23 protein-coding genes are annotated in these 18,920 nt (G+C 71.5%); 17 read left to right on the top strand and 6 right to left on the bottom strand.

All coding sequences use genetic code 11. The features are described from left to right. Positions 1 to 2 precede the first annotated feature (2 nt). The 6 genes from AB0J42_RS23135 to AB0J42_RS23110 all read left to right on the top strand — a co-directional run bounded on the left by AB0J42_RS23135 (position 3) and on the right by AB0J42_RS23110 (position 6,282). Positions 3 to 1,016 (top strand): 3-oxoacyl-[acyl-carrier-protein] synthase III C-terminal domain-containing protein, encoded by a 1,014-nt coding sequence (locus AB0J42_RS23135; protein ID WP_364297623.1) that lies wholly within the window; start codon positions 3 to 5, stop codon positions 1,014 to 1,016. Positions 1,017 to 1,021: 5 nt separating this feature from the next. Beyond that, a complete protein-coding gene (locus AB0J42_RS23130) occupies positions 1,022 to 2,671 on the top strand; it encodes a fatty acid CoA ligase family protein (protein ID WP_364297621.1) in 1,650 nt (549 codons plus the stop codon). Next, on the top strand, positions 2,668 to 3,636 hold the full coding sequence (locus AB0J42_RS23125) for an NAD-dependent epimerase/dehydratase family protein (protein ID WP_364297619.1): 969 nt from the start codon (positions 2,668 to 2,670) through the stop codon (positions 3,634 to 3,636). The genes AB0J42_RS23130 and AB0J42_RS23125 overlap by 4 nt, the downstream gene beginning before the upstream one ends. Beyond that, entirely contained in the window at positions 3,633 to 4,556 is a 924-nt protein-coding gene (locus AB0J42_RS23120) for an alpha/beta fold hydrolase (RefSeq protein WP_364297617.1), read from the top strand. Before AB0J42_RS23125 ends, AB0J42_RS23120 begins: the two co-directional genes overlap by 4 nt. 133 nt (positions 4,557 to 4,689) lie before the next feature. Then, a complete protein-coding gene (locus AB0J42_RS23115) occupies positions 4,690 to 6,060 on the top strand; it encodes a sodium:alanine symporter family protein (RefSeq protein WP_364297615.1) in 1,371 nt (456 codons plus the stop codon). 81 nt (positions 6,061 to 6,141) lie between these two features. Further along, positions 6,142 to 6,282: a hypothetical protein gene (locus tag AB0J42_RS23110; protein ID WP_364297613.1), complete on the top strand. Its 141-nt coding sequence runs from the start codon at positions 6,142 to 6,144 to the stop codon at positions 6,280 to 6,282. A gap of 93 nt (positions 6,283 to 6,375) precedes the next feature. On the opposite strand, the gene AB0J42_RS23105 is transcribed toward AB0J42_RS23110, so the two are convergent. Continuing rightward, positions 6,376 to 6,588, bottom strand: a complete 213-nt coding sequence (locus AB0J42_RS23105; RefSeq protein WP_364297612.1) for a hypothetical protein — start codon at positions 6,586 to 6,588, stop codon at positions 6,376 to 6,378. Further along, complete coding sequence (locus tag AB0J42_RS23100) at positions 6,585 to 7,025, bottom strand: hypothetical protein (protein ID WP_364297610.1); 441 nt, start codon at positions 7,023 to 7,025, stop codon at positions 6,585 to 6,587. The genes AB0J42_RS23105 and AB0J42_RS23100 overlap by 4 nt, the downstream gene beginning before the upstream one ends. A gap of 68 nt (positions 7,026 to 7,093) precedes the next feature. On the opposite strand from AB0J42_RS23100, the gene AB0J42_RS23095 reads away from it, so the two are divergent. The 8 genes from AB0J42_RS23095 (at position 7,094) to AB0J42_RS23060 (ending at position 13,347) form a co-directional block, all read left to right on the top strand. Beyond that, the gene (locus AB0J42_RS23095) at positions 7,094 to 9,064 is read left to right on the top strand and encodes a BTAD domain-containing putative transcriptional regulator (RefSeq protein WP_364297608.1); all 1,971 of its coding nucleotides are present in this window, start codon (positions 7,094 to 7,096) and stop codon (positions 9,062 to 9,064) included. A 67-nt stretch (positions 9,065 to 9,131) separates the two neighbouring features. Continuing rightward, on the top strand, positions 9,132 to 9,683 hold the full coding sequence (locus AB0J42_RS23090; RefSeq protein WP_364297606.1) for a sigma-70 family RNA polymerase sigma factor: 552 nt from the start codon (positions 9,132 to 9,134) through the stop codon (positions 9,681 to 9,683). Further along, positions 9,680 to 10,228 (top strand): hypothetical protein, encoded by a 549-nt coding sequence (locus tag AB0J42_RS23085; protein WP_364297604.1) that lies wholly within the window; start codon positions 9,680 to 9,682, stop codon positions 10,226 to 10,228. The genes AB0J42_RS23090 and AB0J42_RS23085 overlap by 4 nt, the downstream gene beginning before the upstream one ends. Positions 10,229 to 10,357: 129 nt before the next feature. Then, positions 10,358 to 10,771 carry a MarR family transcriptional regulator gene (locus tag AB0J42_RS23080; protein ID WP_364297602.1) on the top strand — a complete coding sequence of 138 codons (414 nt, stop codon included), beginning with the start codon at positions 10,358 to 10,360 and terminating at the stop codon, positions 10,769 to 10,771. A gap of 85 nt (positions 10,772 to 10,856) precedes the next feature. Then, on the top strand, positions 10,857 to 11,177 hold the full coding sequence (locus AB0J42_RS23075; protein WP_364297600.1) for a multidrug efflux SMR transporter: 321 nt from the start codon (positions 10,857 to 10,859) through the stop codon (positions 11,175 to 11,177). A 32-nt stretch (positions 11,178 to 11,209) separates the two neighbouring features. Then, on the top strand, positions 11,210 to 11,572 hold the full coding sequence (locus AB0J42_RS23070) for a multidrug efflux SMR transporter (protein ID WP_364297598.1): 363 nt from the start codon (positions 11,210 to 11,212) through the stop codon (positions 11,570 to 11,572). 168 nt (positions 11,573 to 11,740) lie between these two features. Further along, entirely contained in the window at positions 11,741 to 12,196 is a 456-nt protein-coding gene (locus tag AB0J42_RS23065; RefSeq protein WP_364297596.1) for a rhodanese-like domain-containing protein, read from the top strand. After that, positions 12,193 to 13,347, top strand: coding sequence for a cysteine desulfurase family protein (locus tag AB0J42_RS23060; RefSeq protein WP_364297594.1), 1,155 nt, complete (start codon positions 12,193 to 12,195; stop codon positions 13,345 to 13,347). The genes AB0J42_RS23065 and AB0J42_RS23060 overlap by 4 nt, the downstream gene beginning before the upstream one ends. 73 nt (positions 13,348 to 13,420) lie before the next feature. Here the strand turns inward: AB0J42_RS23060 and AB0J42_RS23055 are convergent, their stop codons facing one another. Both AB0J42_RS23055 and AB0J42_RS23050 read right to left on the bottom strand, forming a co-directional pair. Continuing rightward, positions 13,421 to 13,822, bottom strand: a complete 402-nt coding sequence (locus AB0J42_RS23055) for a YbaB/EbfC family nucleoid-associated protein (RefSeq protein ID WP_364297592.1) — start codon at positions 13,820 to 13,822, stop codon at positions 13,421 to 13,423. Positions 13,823 to 13,856: 34 nt separating this feature from the next. Then, positions 13,857 to 14,273 (bottom strand): YbaB/EbfC family nucleoid-associated protein, encoded by a 417-nt coding sequence (locus AB0J42_RS23050; RefSeq protein ID WP_364297590.1) that lies wholly within the window; start codon positions 14,271 to 14,273, stop codon positions 13,857 to 13,859. Between the two features lie 94 nt (positions 14,274 to 14,367). Between AB0J42_RS23050 and AB0J42_RS23045 the strand changes: the two genes are divergently transcribed. From AB0J42_RS23045 to AB0J42_RS23035, 3 genes are read left to right on the top strand one after another with little or no spacing between them, the layout of a single operon-like run. Beyond that, complete coding sequence (locus AB0J42_RS23045) at positions 14,368 to 14,691, top strand: hypothetical protein (protein WP_364297588.1); 324 nt, start codon at positions 14,368 to 14,370, stop codon at positions 14,689 to 14,691. After that, positions 14,682 to 15,581, top strand: coding sequence for a hypothetical protein (locus AB0J42_RS23040; RefSeq protein WP_364297586.1), 900 nt, complete (start codon positions 14,682 to 14,684; stop codon positions 15,579 to 15,581). Before AB0J42_RS23045 ends, AB0J42_RS23040 begins: the two co-directional genes overlap by 10 nt. A 2-nt stretch (positions 15,582 to 15,583) precedes the next feature. Then, positions 15,584 to 16,081, top strand: coding sequence for a hypothetical protein (locus tag AB0J42_RS23035; protein WP_364297584.1), 498 nt, complete (start codon positions 15,584 to 15,586; stop codon positions 16,079 to 16,081). A 72-nt stretch (positions 16,082 to 16,153) separates the two neighbouring features. On the opposite strand, the gene AB0J42_RS23030 is transcribed toward AB0J42_RS23035, so the two are convergent. Together AB0J42_RS23030 and AB0J42_RS23025 are read right to left on the bottom strand one after the other, a co-directional pair. Beyond that, the gene (locus AB0J42_RS23030) at positions 16,154 to 17,515 is read right to left on the bottom strand and encodes an AbfB domain-containing protein (RefSeq protein WP_364297582.1); all 1,362 of its coding nucleotides are present in this window, start codon (positions 17,513 to 17,515) and stop codon (positions 16,154 to 16,156) included. A gap of 11 nt (positions 17,516 to 17,526) precedes the next feature. After that, positions 17,527 to 18,561 carry an RICIN domain-containing protein gene (locus tag AB0J42_RS23025; RefSeq protein ID WP_364297580.1) on the bottom strand — a complete coding sequence of 345 codons (1,035 nt, stop codon included), beginning with the start codon at positions 18,559 to 18,561 and terminating at the stop codon, positions 17,527 to 17,529. Positions 18,562 to 18,920: the final 359 nt, after the last annotated feature.

Raw genomic sequence — 18,920 nt, 5'->3', positions numbered from 1 at the left:
CCATGCTGCACGCACGGCTGGCCGGTGTGGCCGCCCACCTGCCCGAGACCACCATGACCACCACCGAGCTGGAGGACCGGCTCGCCGCCCGCAACCCGGAGTTCGACCTGCCCCGGGGCTTGATCCACAACGGCAGCGGCGTCCGGCGGCGGCACATCGCCCCGCCGCAGGAGAAGCCGTCCGACCTGGCCGCGCACGCCTCCCGCGCCCTGCTGCACGAGCAGGGCCTGCACCCGCGCGACCTCGACCTGATCCTCTACGCGGGGGTGACCGTCGACCTGATCGAGCCCGCGACCGCGCACATCGTGGCGGCGAAGCTGGGTGCCGGCTGCCCGGTGTTCGACGTGCGCAACGCCTGCAACAGCGTGCTCAACGCGATCCAGGTGGCGGAGGCGCTGATCGTCACCGGGCGGCACCGGCGGGTGCTGATCTGCTGCGGGGAGCTGCCGACCGCGTTCATGCCGTGGACGCTGTCCGGCGCCGACGAGTTCATGACCGTGGCCGCCGCCTACACCGTGTCGGACGCGGGGGCCGCGCTGCTGCTGGAAGCGGCGGCGGAGCCGGGAGTGCTCGGCCACCGGTTCGCCGCCCAGTCCGGCGGGTGGGAAGCGGCGACCGTGCCGCTGCTGAACCTGACCTCCGACCCGGCGGCCGACTGGCCGGTCCTGCGGCCGCTCACCGTGGACGCGGTCGGGCTGCTCCGCGGCATCGACGCGACCGACCACGCCGTCTTCACCGAACCGCTCGCCGCCCTCGGCCTGACCTGGGACGACTTCGCCGCCGTCTGCGTGCATCAGGCGTCGCTGCCGGCGCTGTGGAGGTTCTGCGGCCACGTCGGGATCCCGCAGGACAAGGTCGTCGTCACCATCGCCCAGCACGGCAACCTGGTGGCGGCGACGCTCCCCGCCCAGCTCGCCCAGGCGGTCGCCGCGGGCCGGGTGCGCCGCGGGGATCTGGTGGCGCTCGTCGGGCTGGCCAGCGGGTTCAGCGCGGGCACCGTCGTGGTGCGGTGGTGAACCGGATGACGGTGAGCGAACTGGTCACCCGGGCCGAGCGCTGGGCCGCCGACCAGCCGGAGGTCCTCGCCTGCCAGGTCGGCGGGCGGGCGCCGCGCTCGGCCGGCTACGCGGAGATGGCCCGGTCCGTGGAGGAGACGGTCGCCGCGCTGGCGCTCGGCGGGATACGGCCCGGCATGCGGACCGTTTTGCTCGTCTATCCGGGCGTGGAGCTCGGGGTGCTGGTGCTGTCGCTGCTGCGGCTGGGCGCGGTGCCGGTCATGGTGGATCCGGGGCTGCCGTACGCGGCGGTCCGCCGATGCCTGGAGCGGGCCGCGCCGGAGGCGTTCATCGGGGTGCCGCTCGCCCAGGCCGCCCGCCTGGCGCTGGGCTGGGCCCGCCGCACCGCCCGCATCGTGATCACCGTGGGCGGCGGCCCCTTCCGCCCGGGCGCGGCACTCGGCAACCTCCGCGCCGTCGCCCGCGACATGACCGCGGACATGGGCACCCCCATCCGCGACGCGGTCTGCATGGTGCTCGAGCCGCCGGGGCCCGACGACCCGGCGCTGATCGCGTACACCTCCGGGTCGACGGGGCCACCGAAGGGGGTGCCGTTGCGGCACCGGCATCTCACCGCGCAGCTCGATCTGCTCGCCGGGCTGGACCTCATCCGGCCGGGGTCGGCGGTGGTGTCGACGTTCCTGCCCTTCGCGCTGGGGGCGGCGGCACTGGGGGCGACCGCCGTCCTGCCCGAGCTGGATCCGCGGCGTCCGCTGCGGTTCGATCCCGCCGCGCTGGCCCGCGACATTCAGCGGTACGGGGTGTCCACGCTGTTCGCGGCGCCCGCGCTGCTGGACCGGCTGGCCCGGCACTGCTTGGCCGCCGGCCTGGTGCTCGGGACGCTCGACACGGTGGCCGTCGCCGGGGCGCCGCTGCCGCTGCCGACGCTGGGCCGCGTCCGCGCCTGCCTCCCCGGCGGGGCGCGGGTGATGTCGGTGTACGGGGCGACCGAGTGCCTTCCGGTGGCCGCGATCGAAGGGCACGACCTGATGGCGGCGCACGCCGAGCAGCCGGGAGAGGGCACCTGCCTCGGTGAGCCGCTGCCCGGCGTCGAGGTCCGCGTCATCGGCGTCACCGGCGAGCCGATCGACCGCTGGGACGAGAGCCTGACCGTGCCGGCCGGCACCGTCGGGGAGATCGTCGTCTCCTCCCCCGCCGTCGGCGACCCCTACCTGGACGACCCGCGGGCCACCGCCCTGGCCAGGATCCCGGACGGCAACCGGGTCTGGCACCGGATGGGCGACCTGGGCCGGCTCGACGGGCAGGGCCGGCTCTGGTTCGCGGGCCGCGTCTCGGAGCGCGTGCGCACCCCGGACGGCGACCTCTGCACCGACCACGTGGAAACCCTCCTGGCCGGGACGCCGGGGGCACGCCGCGTCGCGCTGGTGGGCGCCGGCTCACGCCCCGTCCTCGTCGTGGAGGCCGAACCGGGATTCCGGCGCGACCACGTACGGAAGGAGATCCTCGCCAGAGCGGCCCGGCACCCACGCACGGCGGGGCTGCGTGACGTGCTGTTCCACCGGAGTTTCCCGGTGGACGCCCGGCACAACAGCAAGATCCGCCGTGACCTGCTCGCCGCCTGGGCCGCGCGGCGGCTGCGCGGAGGCCGCCGATGAACGTCCTGGTGACCGGGGGCGGCGGCTTCCTCGGCCGGGCCGTCTGCCGCAACCTGGCGGCGCGCGGCGACACCGTGCACGCGCTGCAGCGCCGCCCGAGCGCCGAGCTGGGCGCGCTCGGCGTCACCCAGCACCTGGCCGACCTGCGCGACCCGGCGGCGGTCCGGGCCGCGGTGGACGGGTGCGAGGCGGTGATCCACTGCGCCGCCAAGGCGGGGGCGCACGGCGCGTACCGGGAGTTCGCCGCGATCAACGTGACCGGCAGCCGCAACGTGCTGGACGCGTGCGTCCGCGCGGGGGCGCGGCTGGTGTACGTGTCGTCGCCGAGCGTCGTCCACGACGGGCGCGACCTCGAAGGCGTGGACGAGTCCGTCCCGTACGCCACCCACTTCGCCGCGCCCTACCCGCGCACGAAGGCGACGGCCGAACGGATCCTGCTCGACGGGCCGGTGCCGGTGGTCGCGCTCCGCCCGCACCTCATCTGGGGGCCGGGCGACCCGCACTTCCTGCCCCGGTTCGTGGCGAACCGGCACCGGCTGTGGCTGATCGGCAGGGCGGACAAGCTCATCGACACCGTGTACGTCGACAACGCGGCCGACGCCTGCGTTCTGGCGCTCGACCGCCTGCGGCCCGGGTCGCCGCTGTGCGGGCGGGCGTACTTCATCACGCAGGGCGAGCCGTGCGGGTTCGGCGAGTGGGTGAACGCGCTGCTCGCGGCGGCCGGTCACCGTCCGGTGCGGCGGCGGCTGCCCGCCGGGCCCACGAAGGCCGCGGCCGGGGTGATGGAACGGCTGGCCGCCCGGGGCGGGTGGGAGCCGCCGCTGACCCGGTTCCTGGTGGAGCAGGCGTCCACCGCGCACTGGTTCGACATCACGGCCGCCCGCCGCGACCTCGGCTACCGGCCCCGGGTGAGCATGGCCGAAGGGCTCGCCCGCCTGTCCGCCCATCTCTCGGAGGCGTCGTGACCCGCTTCCCCGGCTACCCGTTCACCTCCCGCTGGCACGCCCACCCGGGGCGGGGCGGGCTGCGTCAGCACTACGTGGACGAGGGGGCGGGGCCGCCGGTGCTGTTCGTGCACGGCAACCCGTCGTGGAGCTACCTGTGGCGGCGGCCGATCGCGGCACTGCGGGACCGGTTCCGCTGCGTCGCCCCCGACCATCTCGGCATGGGGCTGTCGGACAAACCGGGCCTTGATTCGTACGAGCACACGCTGTCCTCGCGCGTGGACGATCTGGACGCGCTGGTCGGGCACCTCATCGCGCGGCGGGGCGCGCCCGAGCGGGGCTGGACGCTCGTCATGCACGACTGGGGCGGGCCGATCGGCATGGCGTGGGCCTGCCGCCGTCCGGAGCGGGTGGCCCGGCTCGTCGTGCTCAACACGGCGGCCTTCCCCAGCCCGCACGGCGAGCGGGCCCGGCTGCCGCTGCGGGCGCCGCTGTGGCTGCTGCGCCGGACCCGGCTGGGGGCGCGGCTGTTCCTGCGGCACAACCTGTTCGCCCGAGGGGCCACCTGGCGGCCGCTGGGGGTGCGCCGCCGCATGCCCGCCGACGTGCGTGCCGCCTTTCTGGCTCCTTATGACCGGCCCGAGCATCGGGTGGCCGTGCAGCGGTTCGTGCACGACATCCCGCTGCGGCCGGGTGATCCGGCCTGGGCGCTGCTGGAGAGCGTCGGCCGGGGGCTGGACCGGTTCGCCGAGGTGCCCGCGCTGATCGGGTGGGGGCTGCGCGACCCGGTCTTCGACCCCGCCATGCTGGCCGAGTGGCGGCGGCGGCTGCCCGGGGCGCGGGTGGAGGTCTTCCGCCGGGCCGGGCACTACGTGCTGGAGGACGCCCACGAGCGGCTCGTGCCCATCATCCGTGACTTCCTCACTGACCTGCGTGTTTGAGGTTGCCGGAAACCGCCCGGAAAGGGAGAAGGCGGCTCATCCCCACCACACTGACCTGCGTGTTCGAGGTTGGCGGGACCGCTGGGAGGGGGAGAGAGATCCGTAGGCGGTGGGGGCTGCGGGGGGAGTTGGGGTGCAAGAGATTCTTTCCACGATCTCGGACTTCGTCTGGGGACCGTTCCTGCTGATCCCCCTCCTGCTGCTGACGGGGCTCTATCTCACGATCAGGCTGCGCGGGCTGCAGTTCCACCGGCTCTTCTACGCGCTCTGGCTGGCGCTCGTCCGGCGCAAGGAGGCCACGGGCGTAGGCGACATCACCCACTATCAGGCGCTTTCGACGGCGCTGGCGGCCACCGTGGGCGTCGGCAACATCGCGGGCGTCGCCACAGCCATCCACCTCGGCGGCCCCGGCGCGCTCTTCTGGATGTGGATGACGGGGCTCGTCGGCATGGCGACCAAGTACTGCGAGGCGTTCCTCGGCGTCCGCTTCCGCCGCACCGACGCCGCGGGCGAGCAGAGCGGCGGCCCGATGTTCTACCTCACCTACGGGGTGGGCGGCCGGTTCGGTGTGACGCTGGGCGTCCTGTTCGCGGTGTTCGGGGCGCTGGCGGCGTTCGGGATCGGCAACATGGTGCAGTCCAACAGCGTCGCCGACGCGATCAACGCGCAGTGGGGCGTGCCCATGTGGCTGACCGGCCTGATCATCACAGTCCTCGCCGCGGTCGTCATCCTGGGCGGCATCAAGAGCATCGGCGCCGTCACCAGCGCCCTCGTCCCCGTAATGATCATCTTCTACATCGCCGGCGCCCTGTGGATCATTCTCGCCAACCTCGGCAACCTGCCGGGCGCGCTGGCCCTGGTCTTCACCGACGCGTTCACCGGCACCGCGGCCACCGGCGGCTTCGCCGGCGCGGGCGTCCTGCTCGCGATCCGGTACGGGGTGGCGCGCGGCATCTTCTCCAACGAGTCGGGCCTGGGCACCGGCGGCATCGCCGCGGCGGCGGCCAAGACGAACTCACCGGTGCGGCAGGCGCTCGTGTCCATGACCCAGACCTTCATCGACACCCTGATCGTGGTCACCATGACCGGCCTGACCATCGTCGTCACCGGCGCCTGGACCAGCGGCGAGACCGGCGCGCCGCTCACCACCAAGGCGTTCAGCCACGGCCTGCCCGGGGAGTGGGGCGGCATCGTGGTCACGGTCGGCCTGGTCTTCTTCGCCTTCTCCACGCTGCTCGGCTGGGCGTACTACGGGGAGCGCTGCATGGACCGGCTCTTCGGGCGGCCCGCGGTGATGCCGTACCGGCTGCTCTTCATCGTCCTGATCTTCGTCGGGACGGTGCTGGAGCTGCAGACCGTCTGGACGTTCTCCGACATCATGAACGGCCTCATGGCGCTGCCCAACCTCGTCGGCCTGCTCCTGCTCTCCGGTCTGGTCGTACGGGAGACGCGCGTCTACTTCGCCCGCCCGGACTGGAAGGACCTCACCGCCGAGGCCCATTGAGGGCGACCCGCGCGACGGCTCGGACCACGCCTTCTCCAGGCGCGGCCCGTACTCGGGGACGGCCGCGAGGTACGGCTGACCGTGCCCGATCACCGGCTGTCCCCGGCCACCGGGTCGCCCGAGCAGGACACGTTCACCGACCGCCCGGCGACCTCGATCTTCGCGGTGCCGTCGATCGCCCGCGCGGCGGGGGCGAACGGGTCCCAGCTCTCCAGCGCGTGAGTCTGCGGTGCATGTGTGCGGGATGGCCACGCCGGAACGCCAGGGAACCGGCACCCCGCGATCGTCACCGCGGCACGGGGGACGGCCGCCGGGTCAGGAGATCCGGCGCCAGGCGGCCTCGGTGAAGGCGTTGGCCACCTGCTCCACGTTCCCGTTCCGGTCGCTGTAGGTCTCCATGACGATCGAGCCCTTGCGCACCACGGTGAGCATGGTCTCGGGTCTCGTGATGTGCTTCCACGGGCTGGGAGAGAACGTCATCTTGAGGGCGCTGACCTTCGCCCCGGGGATGCGGGGCAGGTCGGTCACCTCGCGGATCCGTACGGTGATGCGCCTGCCGTCGTACTTGGCCGTGAACCGGCCGCAGCGCGGCGGCACGGTCTGCGCGGGCAGCCGGGTGGACGGCGGCCCGAGACGAGCACCTGGCCGTAGAAGGACCCGCCCACGCTCAGCATGGACATGGCGGCCGGCCGCCCGCGCAGGTGGCCGTTGAAGAGCAGGCCCGCCGTCGCGGCCGTTCTGCAGCGGGCGGGCACCAGCGAGAGCGCCCAGTCGTCCTGGCCCGCGACCACCGACCGCCCGGTGCCGGACCGGACCAGGTCCGCCTTCTTCCCCTTCCACTTGGTGATGAGCGCGCGCTTGAGCTGCTTGGCCGTGGGGGCGGCCGCGGCGTGCGCGGCGGCCGGAGTGAGAGAGACGAGCAAGGCCACCGTCAAGGGGCCGACGATGAAGGAACGTCGCATCATGCTGGTCATGGTGTGACGGAGGGGTTGTGCGGAGCGTATATCCCTCCGTATAACCAGGTGTGGCTTATGTGTCGGTGCTGGGTGCCGTCGAGGTCGCGGGGGTGCGGCTCACCGCTCCGAAGCCGGGGGTCCTGCTGGCGACGCTGGTCGCCGCCGCGGGGGAACCGGTCTCCAACGACCGTCTCGTGGACGCGCTCTGGCCCGGCGTCCCTCCGCGCTCGGCCGTCGACAACCTGCGCGTGTACGTGGCGCAGCTCCGGCGCATGCTGGGCAAGGGGCGGGTGCTGTCCCGGCAGGGCGGCTACGTGCTCCTGCTCGACCCGGGCGAGCTGGACGCGGCGGTCTTCGGCGAGGGTGAGCGGACGGCCCTGCGGCTCATGGCGAACCGGGACCTGGAGGCCGCCGCCAAGGCCGCCCGGCAGGCTCTCGACCTGTGGCGCGGCCCCGTCTTCGACGGGCTGGACCTGCCCGAGAGCGCCAGGGACTACGTGCGGCGGCTGGAGGAGAGACGCGTCGCGCTCACCGAGGACTGGGTCGACCTGCTGTTCGCGCTCGGCCGCCACCGGGAGACGATCGGCGAGCTGCGTGCCCTGGTGGCCGCCCACCCGCTGCGCGAGGGCCCGCACGGCCGGCTCATGCACGCTCTGCACCGGACCGGCCGCCGGGCCGAGGCGCTCGACGCCTACCGGGAAGCGCGCCGGATCATGGTGACGGAGCTCGGCATCGAACCGGGCGACGAGCTGCGGGCCATCCACGCGGAGATCCTGGACGGCACTCACCTCCCGCCCGCCGCGCCTGCTTCTCCTGATCGGCGGTGGACGCGGGTGGCCGCCGTCGCGCTCGTCTTCGTCCTGCTCCTGACGATCCAGGCGTCGCAGCCGCCGCGCAGTCCCGCGGCGCCGCCTCCCGCCGTGGCCCAGGTTCGCGGGGCCATCGGCGACGGGGTGCTGACCATCGCGACGCTGCTGCCGATGACGGGCAGGCTGTACTTCATCGGCGCCGCCACCACCGCGGCCGCCGAACTGGCCGTCCAGGACGTCAACGCCGCCGGCGGGGTGCTCGGCCACCCGGTACGCCTGATCAAGGCCGACTCCGGCGACTCGAGCGACGACCTGGCGGCCACGGCCGTGGCCGAACTCATCGAACGAGGGACCGATGTGATCGTCGGGCCCGCCTCCAACCTGGTGTCCCTGTCGGTGCTGGGCGCCGTGACCGAGGCGGGCATCGCGATGATCTCGCCCTCGAACACCGACGACGTGCTGACGGTCGCCTACGACCGGGGCCTGTTCTTCCGGACCTCCGCCGCCGACTCCATGCAGGGCCGCCTGATCGGCCGGCTCGTCGCCGAGGACGGCAACCGGACCGCCGCGTTCGTCGCACAGGAGGGGGACTACGCGGACAGCCTGGTCGCCGCCGCGGAGGCCGAGCTCGCCCGCAGCGGCGTCGAAGTGGTGCACAAGATGAGATATCAGGAGGAGAAGACCGGTTCCTTCCCCTCCGGCCCGGTCGGCGCCGACGCCCTGATCCTCATCGGCTACACCGAGACGATCGACATCGTGCGGCGGCTGGAACGCGGAGACCAGCGGTGGTACCTGGCCGACGCCAACCTGGCCGACTACTCCGGGGACCTCCCGCCGGGCACGCTCACCGGCGCCCGCGCGACACTGGCCGGTGCCGAGACCGGGCCGGTCCTCAAAGCCCGGCTGCTGGCGCTCGACCGTACGCTCACGGACTTCTCGTACGCGGCCGAAGTGTACGACGCGGTGGTGCTCGCGGCGCTGGCGGCGCGGGCGGCCCACGGCGACCTCGGCAAGTCGGTGGCCGGGCGGCTGGCCGCGGTGAGCGGCGGCGGGCAGCGGTGCACCACCTTCGAGCAGTGCGCGGCCCTGCTCGACGCCGGCGCGGACATCGACTACGACGGCCTCAGCGGGCGCGTCGGGTTCGACAGCAACGGCGACGTCGGCGAAGGCACCTTCGGCGTCCACACCTACCAGGACGACAACACCTACGTGCGCACGGCAACCCGCGTGGTGCCATGACCTGCGGATGTAACCCTTCTCGCCGGTTCTGACCAAACAGGGCGAATCGACGAAGGGAGCATGACCGGTGCGTCGCAAACAGGCGAAGATCGCCACAGACCCTGTGGCCTTCGAAGCCTTCTACCGGCGGCATGTCGATGCGGTCACCCGTTTCCTCGCCCGCCGGGTCGACGATCCCCACACGGTCGCCGATCTCGTGGCCGAGGTTTTCATGGCGGTGCTCGACTCTGCCCACACCTACCGGGCCGAGCTGGGACCCGAGATCGCATGGCTCTACGGCGTCGCCCGCAAGACGATCTCCGCCGAGAGGCGCAGAGCGTACAAGCAGCTCCAGTTGACGGACCGGGTGGGCGGACGGCGCCCGCTCGCCACGGACGACGTCACTAGGCTGGAAGAGCGTATCGATGCGGAGCGGCATGCCAGGAAGCTGCTGGAGGCCATGACCGAGCTGCCGGAGGGGGAGCGCGCGGTACTGGAACTGGTCGTCATCGACCAGCTCACAGTCACGGAGGCCGCGCTCGCCCTCGGCATCCGGCAGAGCGCCGCCAAGGTCCGCCTGCACCGCGCCCGCCAGACACTGCGGAATGTGCCCTTCGCGATGAGTGGAGCATCAGGATGAATTTCGAGGAGCAACTGCTGATGGAACTCAAGAACGAAATCGCGCACCGGGCCGACCGGCGTCGCCGCCTCACCCGGCGGCTCTCCATCGGGGGCGCCGCCGCCCTGGTGGCGGCCTCGGCCGCGGTCGCCGTCCCCCTCCTCACGGGGACGGAGTCGCCCGCGTACGCCGTGACCAAGAAGGCCGACGGCACGGTCAGGGTCCAGATCAACGAGTTCGAGAACGCCGACCGGCTGGAGCGGGACCTGGCCGCCGCCGGCGTCCGGGCCGACATCACCTACCTCCGCGCCGGCCAGGAGTGCAAGCCGGGCCGCGGGAAGACGTCCGGCCGGACCGCGATGGGGCCGGGCTCCGACGCGGCCGCCCGGATCGTCAAGGGCGGGCTCGACATCGACCCCCGCAAGATCGGCCCCAACCAGACGCTGGTGATGGAGTTCGCCGGGAACAAGGACGGCTCCCGCCTGTCGGAGACCGGCAAGGCGTCGTGGGTGCTGACGGCGACCATGATCACCGGCAAGGTCTCGCCGTGCGTGGTCGCTCGATGATCTGAGGTTCTCCGGGCCGGAGTCCCCTCGCGGGACTCCGGCCCTGCTGTTGTGCCGGCCTTCGGCTTCCTTTATGGTGCTTGCATGCACATGCAGGTATCTGACGGTCTCGGGTCTCAGTGGTCTCAGGTGGCGGCGTTCACGTCCGCGATCGACGCGGCGCTGGGCAAGTGGCTGACGGATACGCACCGGATCGGGCTGACCGAGTATCGGGCGCTGGCGCTGCTGGCGCAGGCGTCCGACAAGGAGCTCCGGGTCAACGATCTCGCGCAGCGGATCGGCCTGAACCAGAGCTCCGCCACCCGGCTGGTCAGCCGGCTGGAGACCAAGGGGGTCGCGGTGCGCGATGTCTGTCCCGATGACGGCCGCGGGGTCTACGCGGTCCTCACCGAACAGGGGGAGGCGCTCGTGCGCGAGGTGCGGGAGTCGTACGAGGAGCGCATCGGCGAGCTGCTGCGTGGTGCGCCGGTCGAGGTGCCTCACGTGGATGTGCGCCGGCTCGGGGACGCGCTGCGGCAGATCGCGGACCTCGTCACGCCCTGAGCGTCCGATGCCCCCGGATCCGCCACCCGTTTTTCGGGCCTGAATATGCATGTACATGCAGTTAGCTCTTATCGAATGGAGTGTCATGAACTGGCTCTATCTGGCGATCGCCATCGTCTTCGAGGTCGCGGTCGCGATCAGCGCGAGCAACGCGAGAGGGTTCACCCGCCTGGGATGGACCGTCGCCACGCTCGTCACCGGCGCGATCGCCACGTTCTTCCTCAGCCTCGCGCTGCTGACCTTCGACGTCGGCGTCGGCTACGCCCTGTGGACCTCGATCGCGGGCGTCGGGATCGTCGTCGTCGGCGCCCTCTTCCTCGGCCAGCGGCTCACCTGGAAGAAGCTCCTGGGCATCGCCGTCGTCATCGTCGGCGTCATCGGCCTGCAGCTCACCGGTGCCGCGTGACCTCCTCTCACTCGTACGAAAGGACCGCTCTCATGACAGGCCCCGGAAAGACCGTCTCCTGGCTCGTACTCCTCCTGGCGGGGGCGTTCGAGGTCGGCTACGCCCTCACCGTGAACGGCAGCCAAGGGTTCACCCGGCTGGGCTGGTCGCTCGTCGCGGTCGCGTTCTTCCTGCTCACGCTCTTCTGCCTGAGCGTCGCGCTCAAGGGCATCGACGTCGGCCTCGGCTATGCCGTGTGGGCCGGTCTCGGGGCCGTCGGCGCGGCGCTCCTCGGGCCGGTGTTCTTCGACGAGGCGCTGACGCCGGCGCGGGCGTTCTGGCTGGCCGTGATCATCGCCGGGGTGGTGTGGCTCAAGCTCGCCGACCGGCCCGAACCCGAGGCCGCCCAGGGCTGAGGCGGCGCGGGGGCCGTCGGCCGACTGCACGACCGCGCCCAGTTGGTGATCGCCGCCTATGAGAGCCGTCGGCTGAGCGCATGTTTTCGGTCAGCCGACGGGCGCGTTTTCCAGGTCTCTGTCCGGTTTCGCCGAGCCGTCTTCTCAGGTGGTCTTGTCGATCTTAAGGTGGGTTGCGCGTCCGTCAGCGCCGTCCGAGGAGTTCCCATCGACATCGACCAGGTCCTGGCCGAGGCCCGCACGGGGCTGAGCCGCCTGAGCCCGCCCCGGGCGTGGTCGGCGGCGAGCCAGGCCGGCAGCTTCATCGTCGACACCCGCCCCGCGTACCAGCTCCGCGCGGGCGAGATCCCGGGCGCCATCGTCATCGAACGCAACCAGCTGGAATGGCGGCTCGACCCCCGCTGCCCGGCCCGCATCCCCGAGGCCGCGCACGACCGCATCCGCTGGATCATCCTCTGCGACGAGGGATACTCCTCCAGCCTCGCCGCCCGCTCGCTCCAGAACCTCGGCCTCCGCCGCAGCACCGACGTGATCGGCGGCTTCCAGGCCTGGCGGGCCGCCGGTCTGCCGATCGTCGTCCGCGAGCCGCCGACATCTCCCCGGCGCCCGGGTGAAGGGCCATGAGCGACCCGGTCTACCTGGACTACAACGCCACCACCCCCATCGACCCACGCGTCGCCGAAGCGATCGCACCGTACCTGACCACCTGGTTCGGCAACCCCTCCAGCGGCCACCGCTACGGAGAGCGACCCCGTGCGGCGCTGGCGGCGGCCCGCGCCCAGGTCGCCGCCCTGATCGGGGCCCGCGCGCCCGAGGTGGTCTTCACCGCCTCCGGCTCCGAGGCGAACCTGCTGGCCCTGCGCGGCGCGGCCCTGGCCGCCGACCGGCCGCACCCGCACGTGATCACCCAGGCCACCGAACACCCGGCCGTGCTGGAGACCTGCCGCGCCCTGCGGCGCCTGCACGGTGCACGGGTGACGACGCTCCCGGTGGGCTCCGACGGCCGCCTCGACCCCGCCACCCTGGAGGCCGCCCTCACCGAGGAGACCGTGCTGGTGTCGGTGATGGCCGCCAACAACGAGACCGGCGTCCTGCAGCCCATCCCCGACCTCGCCGCCCTCGCCCGCGCCCGCGGCGCGCTGTTCCACTGCGACGCCGCCCAGGCCGCCGGGAAGATCCCGCTCGACGTCCGGGCCTGGGGCGTGGACCTGCTGACGGTGGTCGGCCACAAGATGTACGCGCCCAAGGGCGTCGCCGCCCTGTACGTGCGAGAAGGCGTGACGCTGGAGCCTGTCGTGTACGGCGGCGGTCAGGAGCGCGGCCTGCGCGCAGGCACCGAGAACGTCGCCCTGGCCGTCGCCCTCGGCACCGCCGCCGACCTCGCCGCCCGCGACCTGTCCACCGGCGCCCCTGCCCGCCTCCGTCACCTACGCGACGACCTGCACCACCGCCTGACCGCCGCCCTGCCCGGCCGCGTCCACCTCAACGGCTCCGCCGACCACCGCCTGCCGAACACTCTGAACCTCAGCGTCGATGGCGTACCGGGACACGCCCTCCTGGCCGCCGCCCCTGCCATCGCGGCCTCCACCGGCTCGGCCTGCCACAGCGGCGCCCACACCCCGTCCCCGGTCCTGACGGCGATGGGCCTGGACACGGGCAGAGCGTTGAGCGCGGTCCGCCTGTCGCTGGGCCGCTGGACCACCGAGACCGACATCGCAACCGCGGCCACCGCCCTGACAGAGGCCGCCCGCCTCGCCTCCCCTGCCGCCCCGTAACCGCCTCACCGGCCCGGCCGCCTCTGTCGTGGAACGACTTGCGCGCGTCACCGGAAGGCCGGATCCGCCTGGCTCAAGGGCGTTCGAAGGAGCGGAGCATCCGGCCGACGCGCTCCTCCAAGTCGCGGGGATCCAGCCCGCTGTCGGGCAGCAGCTCCGCCAGCGCGTCGGTCATCAGCCGCCGGCCCTGCCGTTCGGCGTCGTCCTGGGCCCTGCCGACGGCCAGCATCAGCTCCTCGGCCAGCGACTGGCTGTCCAGCCGCATGGCGCGGGGCGTGATGACGATCTCCCGCACGGTGCCGTCGGCGGCTGTGGTCGCCTTGACCTGACCGTTCGCGGCCTCGCCCGTACCGATGATCTCGTCCAGTTCGCGCCGGCCGTCGCCCATCCACGCGAGGATCTTCTCGGCCGACTCCGCTTCCCGCTCCAGGTCCCCCTCAGGCCAGTTGGCGGGGTCCGCGTCCAATCTGCGCACGTGTCTCCTTACGATTCGGGCCGCGGCCGGGAGACTATTCGATCTCGCCGGCGACCTGCTCGATCCGGCGGCGTACGAGCGTCTCGTCCACCGGCTCGGGCAACTGCCCGGCGCGCGCCTGCGCCCGTTCGATGATCTCGTCGGACCTGCGGCCGACAGCCTCCTGTGCCGCCTGTGTGGCCGCCAGGACCTGCCTCGCCAGCTCGTCGGCGGACCGGCGCATGACCCGGGGGTTGAGTTTGATCGCCTTGAGCCGCCCGCCGGCTCCCGCCATGACGCGCACCATGCCGTCGCCGGTCTCGCCCACGCCCGTGATCTCCGCGATCTCGGCACGCGCGGATGCGAGCTCGCGCATGATCTCCTCGGTCTGGCGGACGACCCGCTCCACGTGGTCGAGGTCATCGCCCCACGGGCCCGAGGACGACATCGCGGCCTCCTTCACAGACGACATGCCCGGCAAAAATACCAGCTACGTCATCCCGCAAAGATCGCAAACAAGCAGGAACTCCACCACACTGACATAGATCATCGTTAACCTACCGGTCATGGATTCAGAACTGGGGCTGGTCCACGGTGCGTTAGACACGGCATCGGCACACCTGAGAGGCGACGGGGCGGAGTACACAGCGGCCCTCGAACGGCTGAAGCAACGCGGCGACGCCGCGTCCTGGGGCGACGACGGCCTGCTTCGCCCGCTGGTCACCGCGTACAGCGAGTGCACCGCGATCGCCCTGGCCGCCTACACCCGCATGGGCGACCTGGTGGGCTCCACGGGAGACGCGCTGGCCCTGTCCAGCCGGCGATACTCGGCCGCCGAGGAAGCGGCCGTCCAGAACGCCGGCCCGCTGCCGGACACGTCATGGGGGTGACCCTGCCGCCCTGGGCGGACGGCGTCCTGTCGCTGGTGGGAATCCCCTGGCCGAACATCGACGAGGACGAGTTACGGCTGGACGCCGACGCCTGGCGCACCGTACTCGCCGGTGTCTCCACAGCCGGCTCCGCAGCCGACAGCACCGTCGCCCGGACCGTCGACCCGTCCACCTACCAGGGCGAATCAGCGACTGCCCTGGCCGGCTACTGGGAGTCGACAGGCGGTGACGGCCACCTCAGGACCGCCGCGACGGCGGCCAGGTACGCGCCGGTGATCCTCGACGGGGCGGCCGGCGTCATCAGCGCCACCAAGGTGGGGGTCCTCTCGTACGCGGCGTACTGCTCGGTCAGGCTCTCGGCCGCCATGCTCACCGGTGGGCCGCTCGCCCTCGGGACAGCCGCGGCCACGATCCTCGGCACCCGGTACGCCATGGGAAGGATCCTCAAGGAGGCCGGCGAGGGCGGCGCGCGAGTGCTGGCCCCCGGCCTCGCCCGGCGCGTGACCCAGCCGCTGGCCGACGTGCTCAGGAACGCCCGCGGACCGTGGGGCGGCGGCCCTCCGCTCGCCCTGGCCGGTGGTCCCCGCCTGCCCGCGGGCCTTCCCCGCAGGCCTCCCGGGATGGACGGCCCCAGGGGTCCGACCATCGCCGAGATGGCCAAAGGCAGAAGGCCCAACGCGAAAAGCAAGACGAACTCGGGCACCCACCGGGGTGTCGCCCGCAAGCCGTCACGGGACCAGGCGGAAGCGGCCGCGAGACAAGCGGCCGCCGACGGCGGTCCCCGAGCGCACTTCCGGCCTCCCTGCAGCAGCGGCGACCACTTCCACGTGGACTACCTGAACAACAAAGGTGAGATCATGCACACCAGGCACTTCGACTTCGAGGTTTAATCGTGACGGACTCCCAGGAAGACAACGGCGCGACCGGGCAAGACCAGCTGCTGGCGGGCGCCGCCGACCTGAACGCCGCCATCGAGCGGCACGCCCTGGTCCTCACCGAATCCCCCGATGACACCCAGCGGGTGGTGGCGGCCGTCAACGACCTCCGCGCCTCCGCCATCGCCTACGCCGCCCTCTGCGCCGACCTCGCCGGATGGGGCAACCCGTTCAGCGACCTGGAGAACGAACCGGGACCCGGAGAGGAAGAGGAGGAGTCCGACGATTCCTCGTACAGTCCGGTGGTCCACTTGGAGGCCCACTACCGGATCCGGGTGAACGACGTGGAGGCCGCCGAGCGCCTCATGGGCGAGAGGGCGTCCGAAGACCTGCTGGGCGCGCCCTCGGACGTGGTGGCGCAGCTCTTCATGCGCGACGGCTGGGACCCCTACCAGTACGGCGACGCTCTCCAGACGGAAGAAGTGTCGTGGACCTGCGGGCCCGACTCCCCCTGACACCTCCTCGGCTTGCTGTGGCGACCAGACCGGCGGACCCTGGTCGCAGAGTCCGCCGTCCCCTCTGAAACGTCAGCCGGTGATGCGGAAGGTGGCGTCGGCGCGGTCGAGTGCGGTGCTGATCGGGTCGAGACGGAGCAGGTAGTCGTAGTGGCGGAGGTAGCGGTCGGGGAAGTTGTACGACTGGAACGAGGTCGCCGACGAGTCGGCCAGCCCCGGTACGCGGCGGAAGGTGGCGTCGGCGCGGAAGGTGGCGCTGCCGTCGTTCCGGGCCAGGACGAAGTCGTAGTTCCAGTGGCGCAGGTAGTAGCCGGGGTGGTTCGCCGCTTCGAAGGACACGTACGGGCTGTTGGTGTCCGCCAGGCCGGGCACGATCCGCCACTGCGCGTCGGCGGCCGGGCTGACGTTCGGGTCGACGCGGACGTCGAAGTCGTAGTGGCGTACGTATCGGTCGGGGAAGTTGTGCGACTGGAGGCGGTCGGCGGCGATCGTGGGGGTGCCGACTCCGGTGCTGGTCTGGGTGACGCGGCGGATGGTGCCGGCGGCTTCGTAGGACAGGTATTCCATCGCGAGCGACCGTTTGTAGGTGCCGCCGCCGGCGCGGGCGTTGCGGTGGTAGGCGATGTACCACTGGCCGTTGTAGGCGGCGATCGAGTGGTGGTTGGTGTTGACGTTGACGCTTTCGAGGATGACGCCGCGGTAGGTGAAGGGGCCGAGCGGGCTGGTAGAGGTGGCGTAGGCGATCTGGCCGGGCCAGCCGGTGGAGTAGGAGTAGTAGTAGACGCCGTTCCGCTTGTGCATGAAGCCGGCCTCGGCGAAGCCGCTGCCGCCGTTGATCGTGACGTTCTGGATGGCGCCGGTGGTGGAGATCATGTCGGCGTTGAGGCGGACGACCTTGGGGGCGCGGGCGCCGCCGAAGTAGAGATAGGCCTGGCCGTTGTCGTCGATGAAGACCGCCGGGTCGATGGGCTCTTCGCCGGTGTTGGCGTCGCGTCCCTTCTCGATGAGCGGGGTGCCGCGGGGGTCGGTGAAGCCGCCGGTGGGTGAGGTACTCCGGGCTACCCCGATACGACTCCGGTCGGTCGGAAGGTAGAGGTAGTAGTAGCCGTTGCGCTGGGCGGCCGAGGGCGCCCAGGCGTACCGGGTCGCCCAGGCGAACCCGCCGACCGAGAACGGGGCACCGTGGTCGGTCCAGATGACCAGGTCGGACGAGGAATAGACGCGCCAGGCGTCGGAGTCCCAGTACGTGCCGCTGTTGCTCTCGTCGTCGGTGGTGTACACGTACACGCGGTTGTCGTAGACGTGCATCGACGGGTCGGCGGCGAACCGGTGGACGAGCGGGTTCGACGCGTGCGCCGGCGCGGCGATGAGCGCCATCGCCAGCGTGCAGACCGCGAGCAGGCGCGCCGCGGTGGTGAGTGCGGGTCTTCTCATGGTGTGCGCTCCTAGGACGGAGTACGGGACCACTGCTGGTTGGTGCCTGAGCCGCAGGTGTACTGGATGATGTTCGCCCCGTCGGCCGTGGAGCCGCCGGCCACGTCGAGGCACTTGCCGCTGTGCTGGTTGACGATGCGGACGTAGCCGCCGCCGGCGTCCTGGAACTGCCACTTCTGGTTGCCGCCGCCGTTCCAGGTCCACTGTTTGATCTCGGCGTTGTCGGCGGTGGAGGCGGAGATAACCGGTCCGCCCCAGGCTCCGGCCCAGCGGTCTCCCATGTAGAGGTAGCCGGTGGTCTGTGAACCTTGGATCGGCAGTACGTACGCGGGTTGGGAGCCGAAGGTCGTGCCGTCGCCGACGTCGGTCCATCCGGTCCAGGGGCCGGAGATGCTGGTCGCGGTGGCGTATTTCGCCTGGTTCGGGTTCCAGCCCGTCGCGCCCGAGGTGAGCAGGAAGTAGATGTTGCCCCGTTTGAACATGGCCGGGGCTTCCCGGTGGGCGTCGTTCCAGAAGTTGCCCACGAGTGTGCTGACGTTCAGGAAGTCCGGGGTGAGCCGGTAGATGTGCAGGTCGTAGTTCTCGTCGGCGGCCGAGATCATGTAGCCGGTGCCGTTGTCGTTGTAGAGGGTGATATCTCGCGACATGTGCTGGCCGAGCGGGCGGAAGCTGCCGTGGTAGGTGTAGTCGCCGTCCACGGTCGCGGAGGAGGCGACGGCGGCGCGGGCCTCGTTGTAGTTCGAGCCGTTCTCCTTGTGCATCCACATGACGAACCGGCCGGTGGAGGCGTTGTGGATGACCTTCGGGCGCTCGATGTTGGCGACGTTGAGCTCGGGGTGGGACGCCTGGGTGAGGACGTGGTTGCGGAACTCCCAGTTCTTCAGGTCGGTGGACCGGTAGACGGAGACGGCCCGGAAGGTGTTGTCGGGATTGCGGTTCTCGCCGAACCAGTAGTAATAGCCGCCGTCGCGCAGCACGCCGCCGCCGTGGGCGTGCAGGACATTACCGCTGGTGTCGCGGAACTGGGTGCCATTCTCAATGGTCACCGTAGCCGCGTGGGCGGGTGCCGGGGCATAGCCGACAAGGGCGCCGGCGAGCAGCATGACAGCCGCGATCGAGCGGCATAAGCGCGACGGACTGAAATTTTCACCGGACCGATCCGGCGCATTCGCAGCGTACATTCCACGCATGAACACAGCAGGCACCCTTCCATGAGGGAATCAGGGAAAAGCGCACGGGCCCGACCATCACGTCCAGGCGCGTTTCCCCTGATAGAGCGGCTTTTCAAGATCGATGTTTACGTGAACATCGCCTCCCTTGCCTAACGAGTTCGGTCGAAGGCGTTTTACGGATGGTTAACGTTAATAGCTCGGCCGTCAATACCTCACAGCGGAATACTTCCGGC

This window comes from Nonomuraea sp. NPDC049649, from assembly GCF_040675175.1.
Classification (GTDB): Bacteria; Actinomycetota; Actinomycetes; order Streptosporangiales; family Streptosporangiaceae; genus Nonomuraea.
Note: the sequence above shows the minus strand (reverse complement) of the source record. Positions and strands in the feature narration are given on the sequence as shown.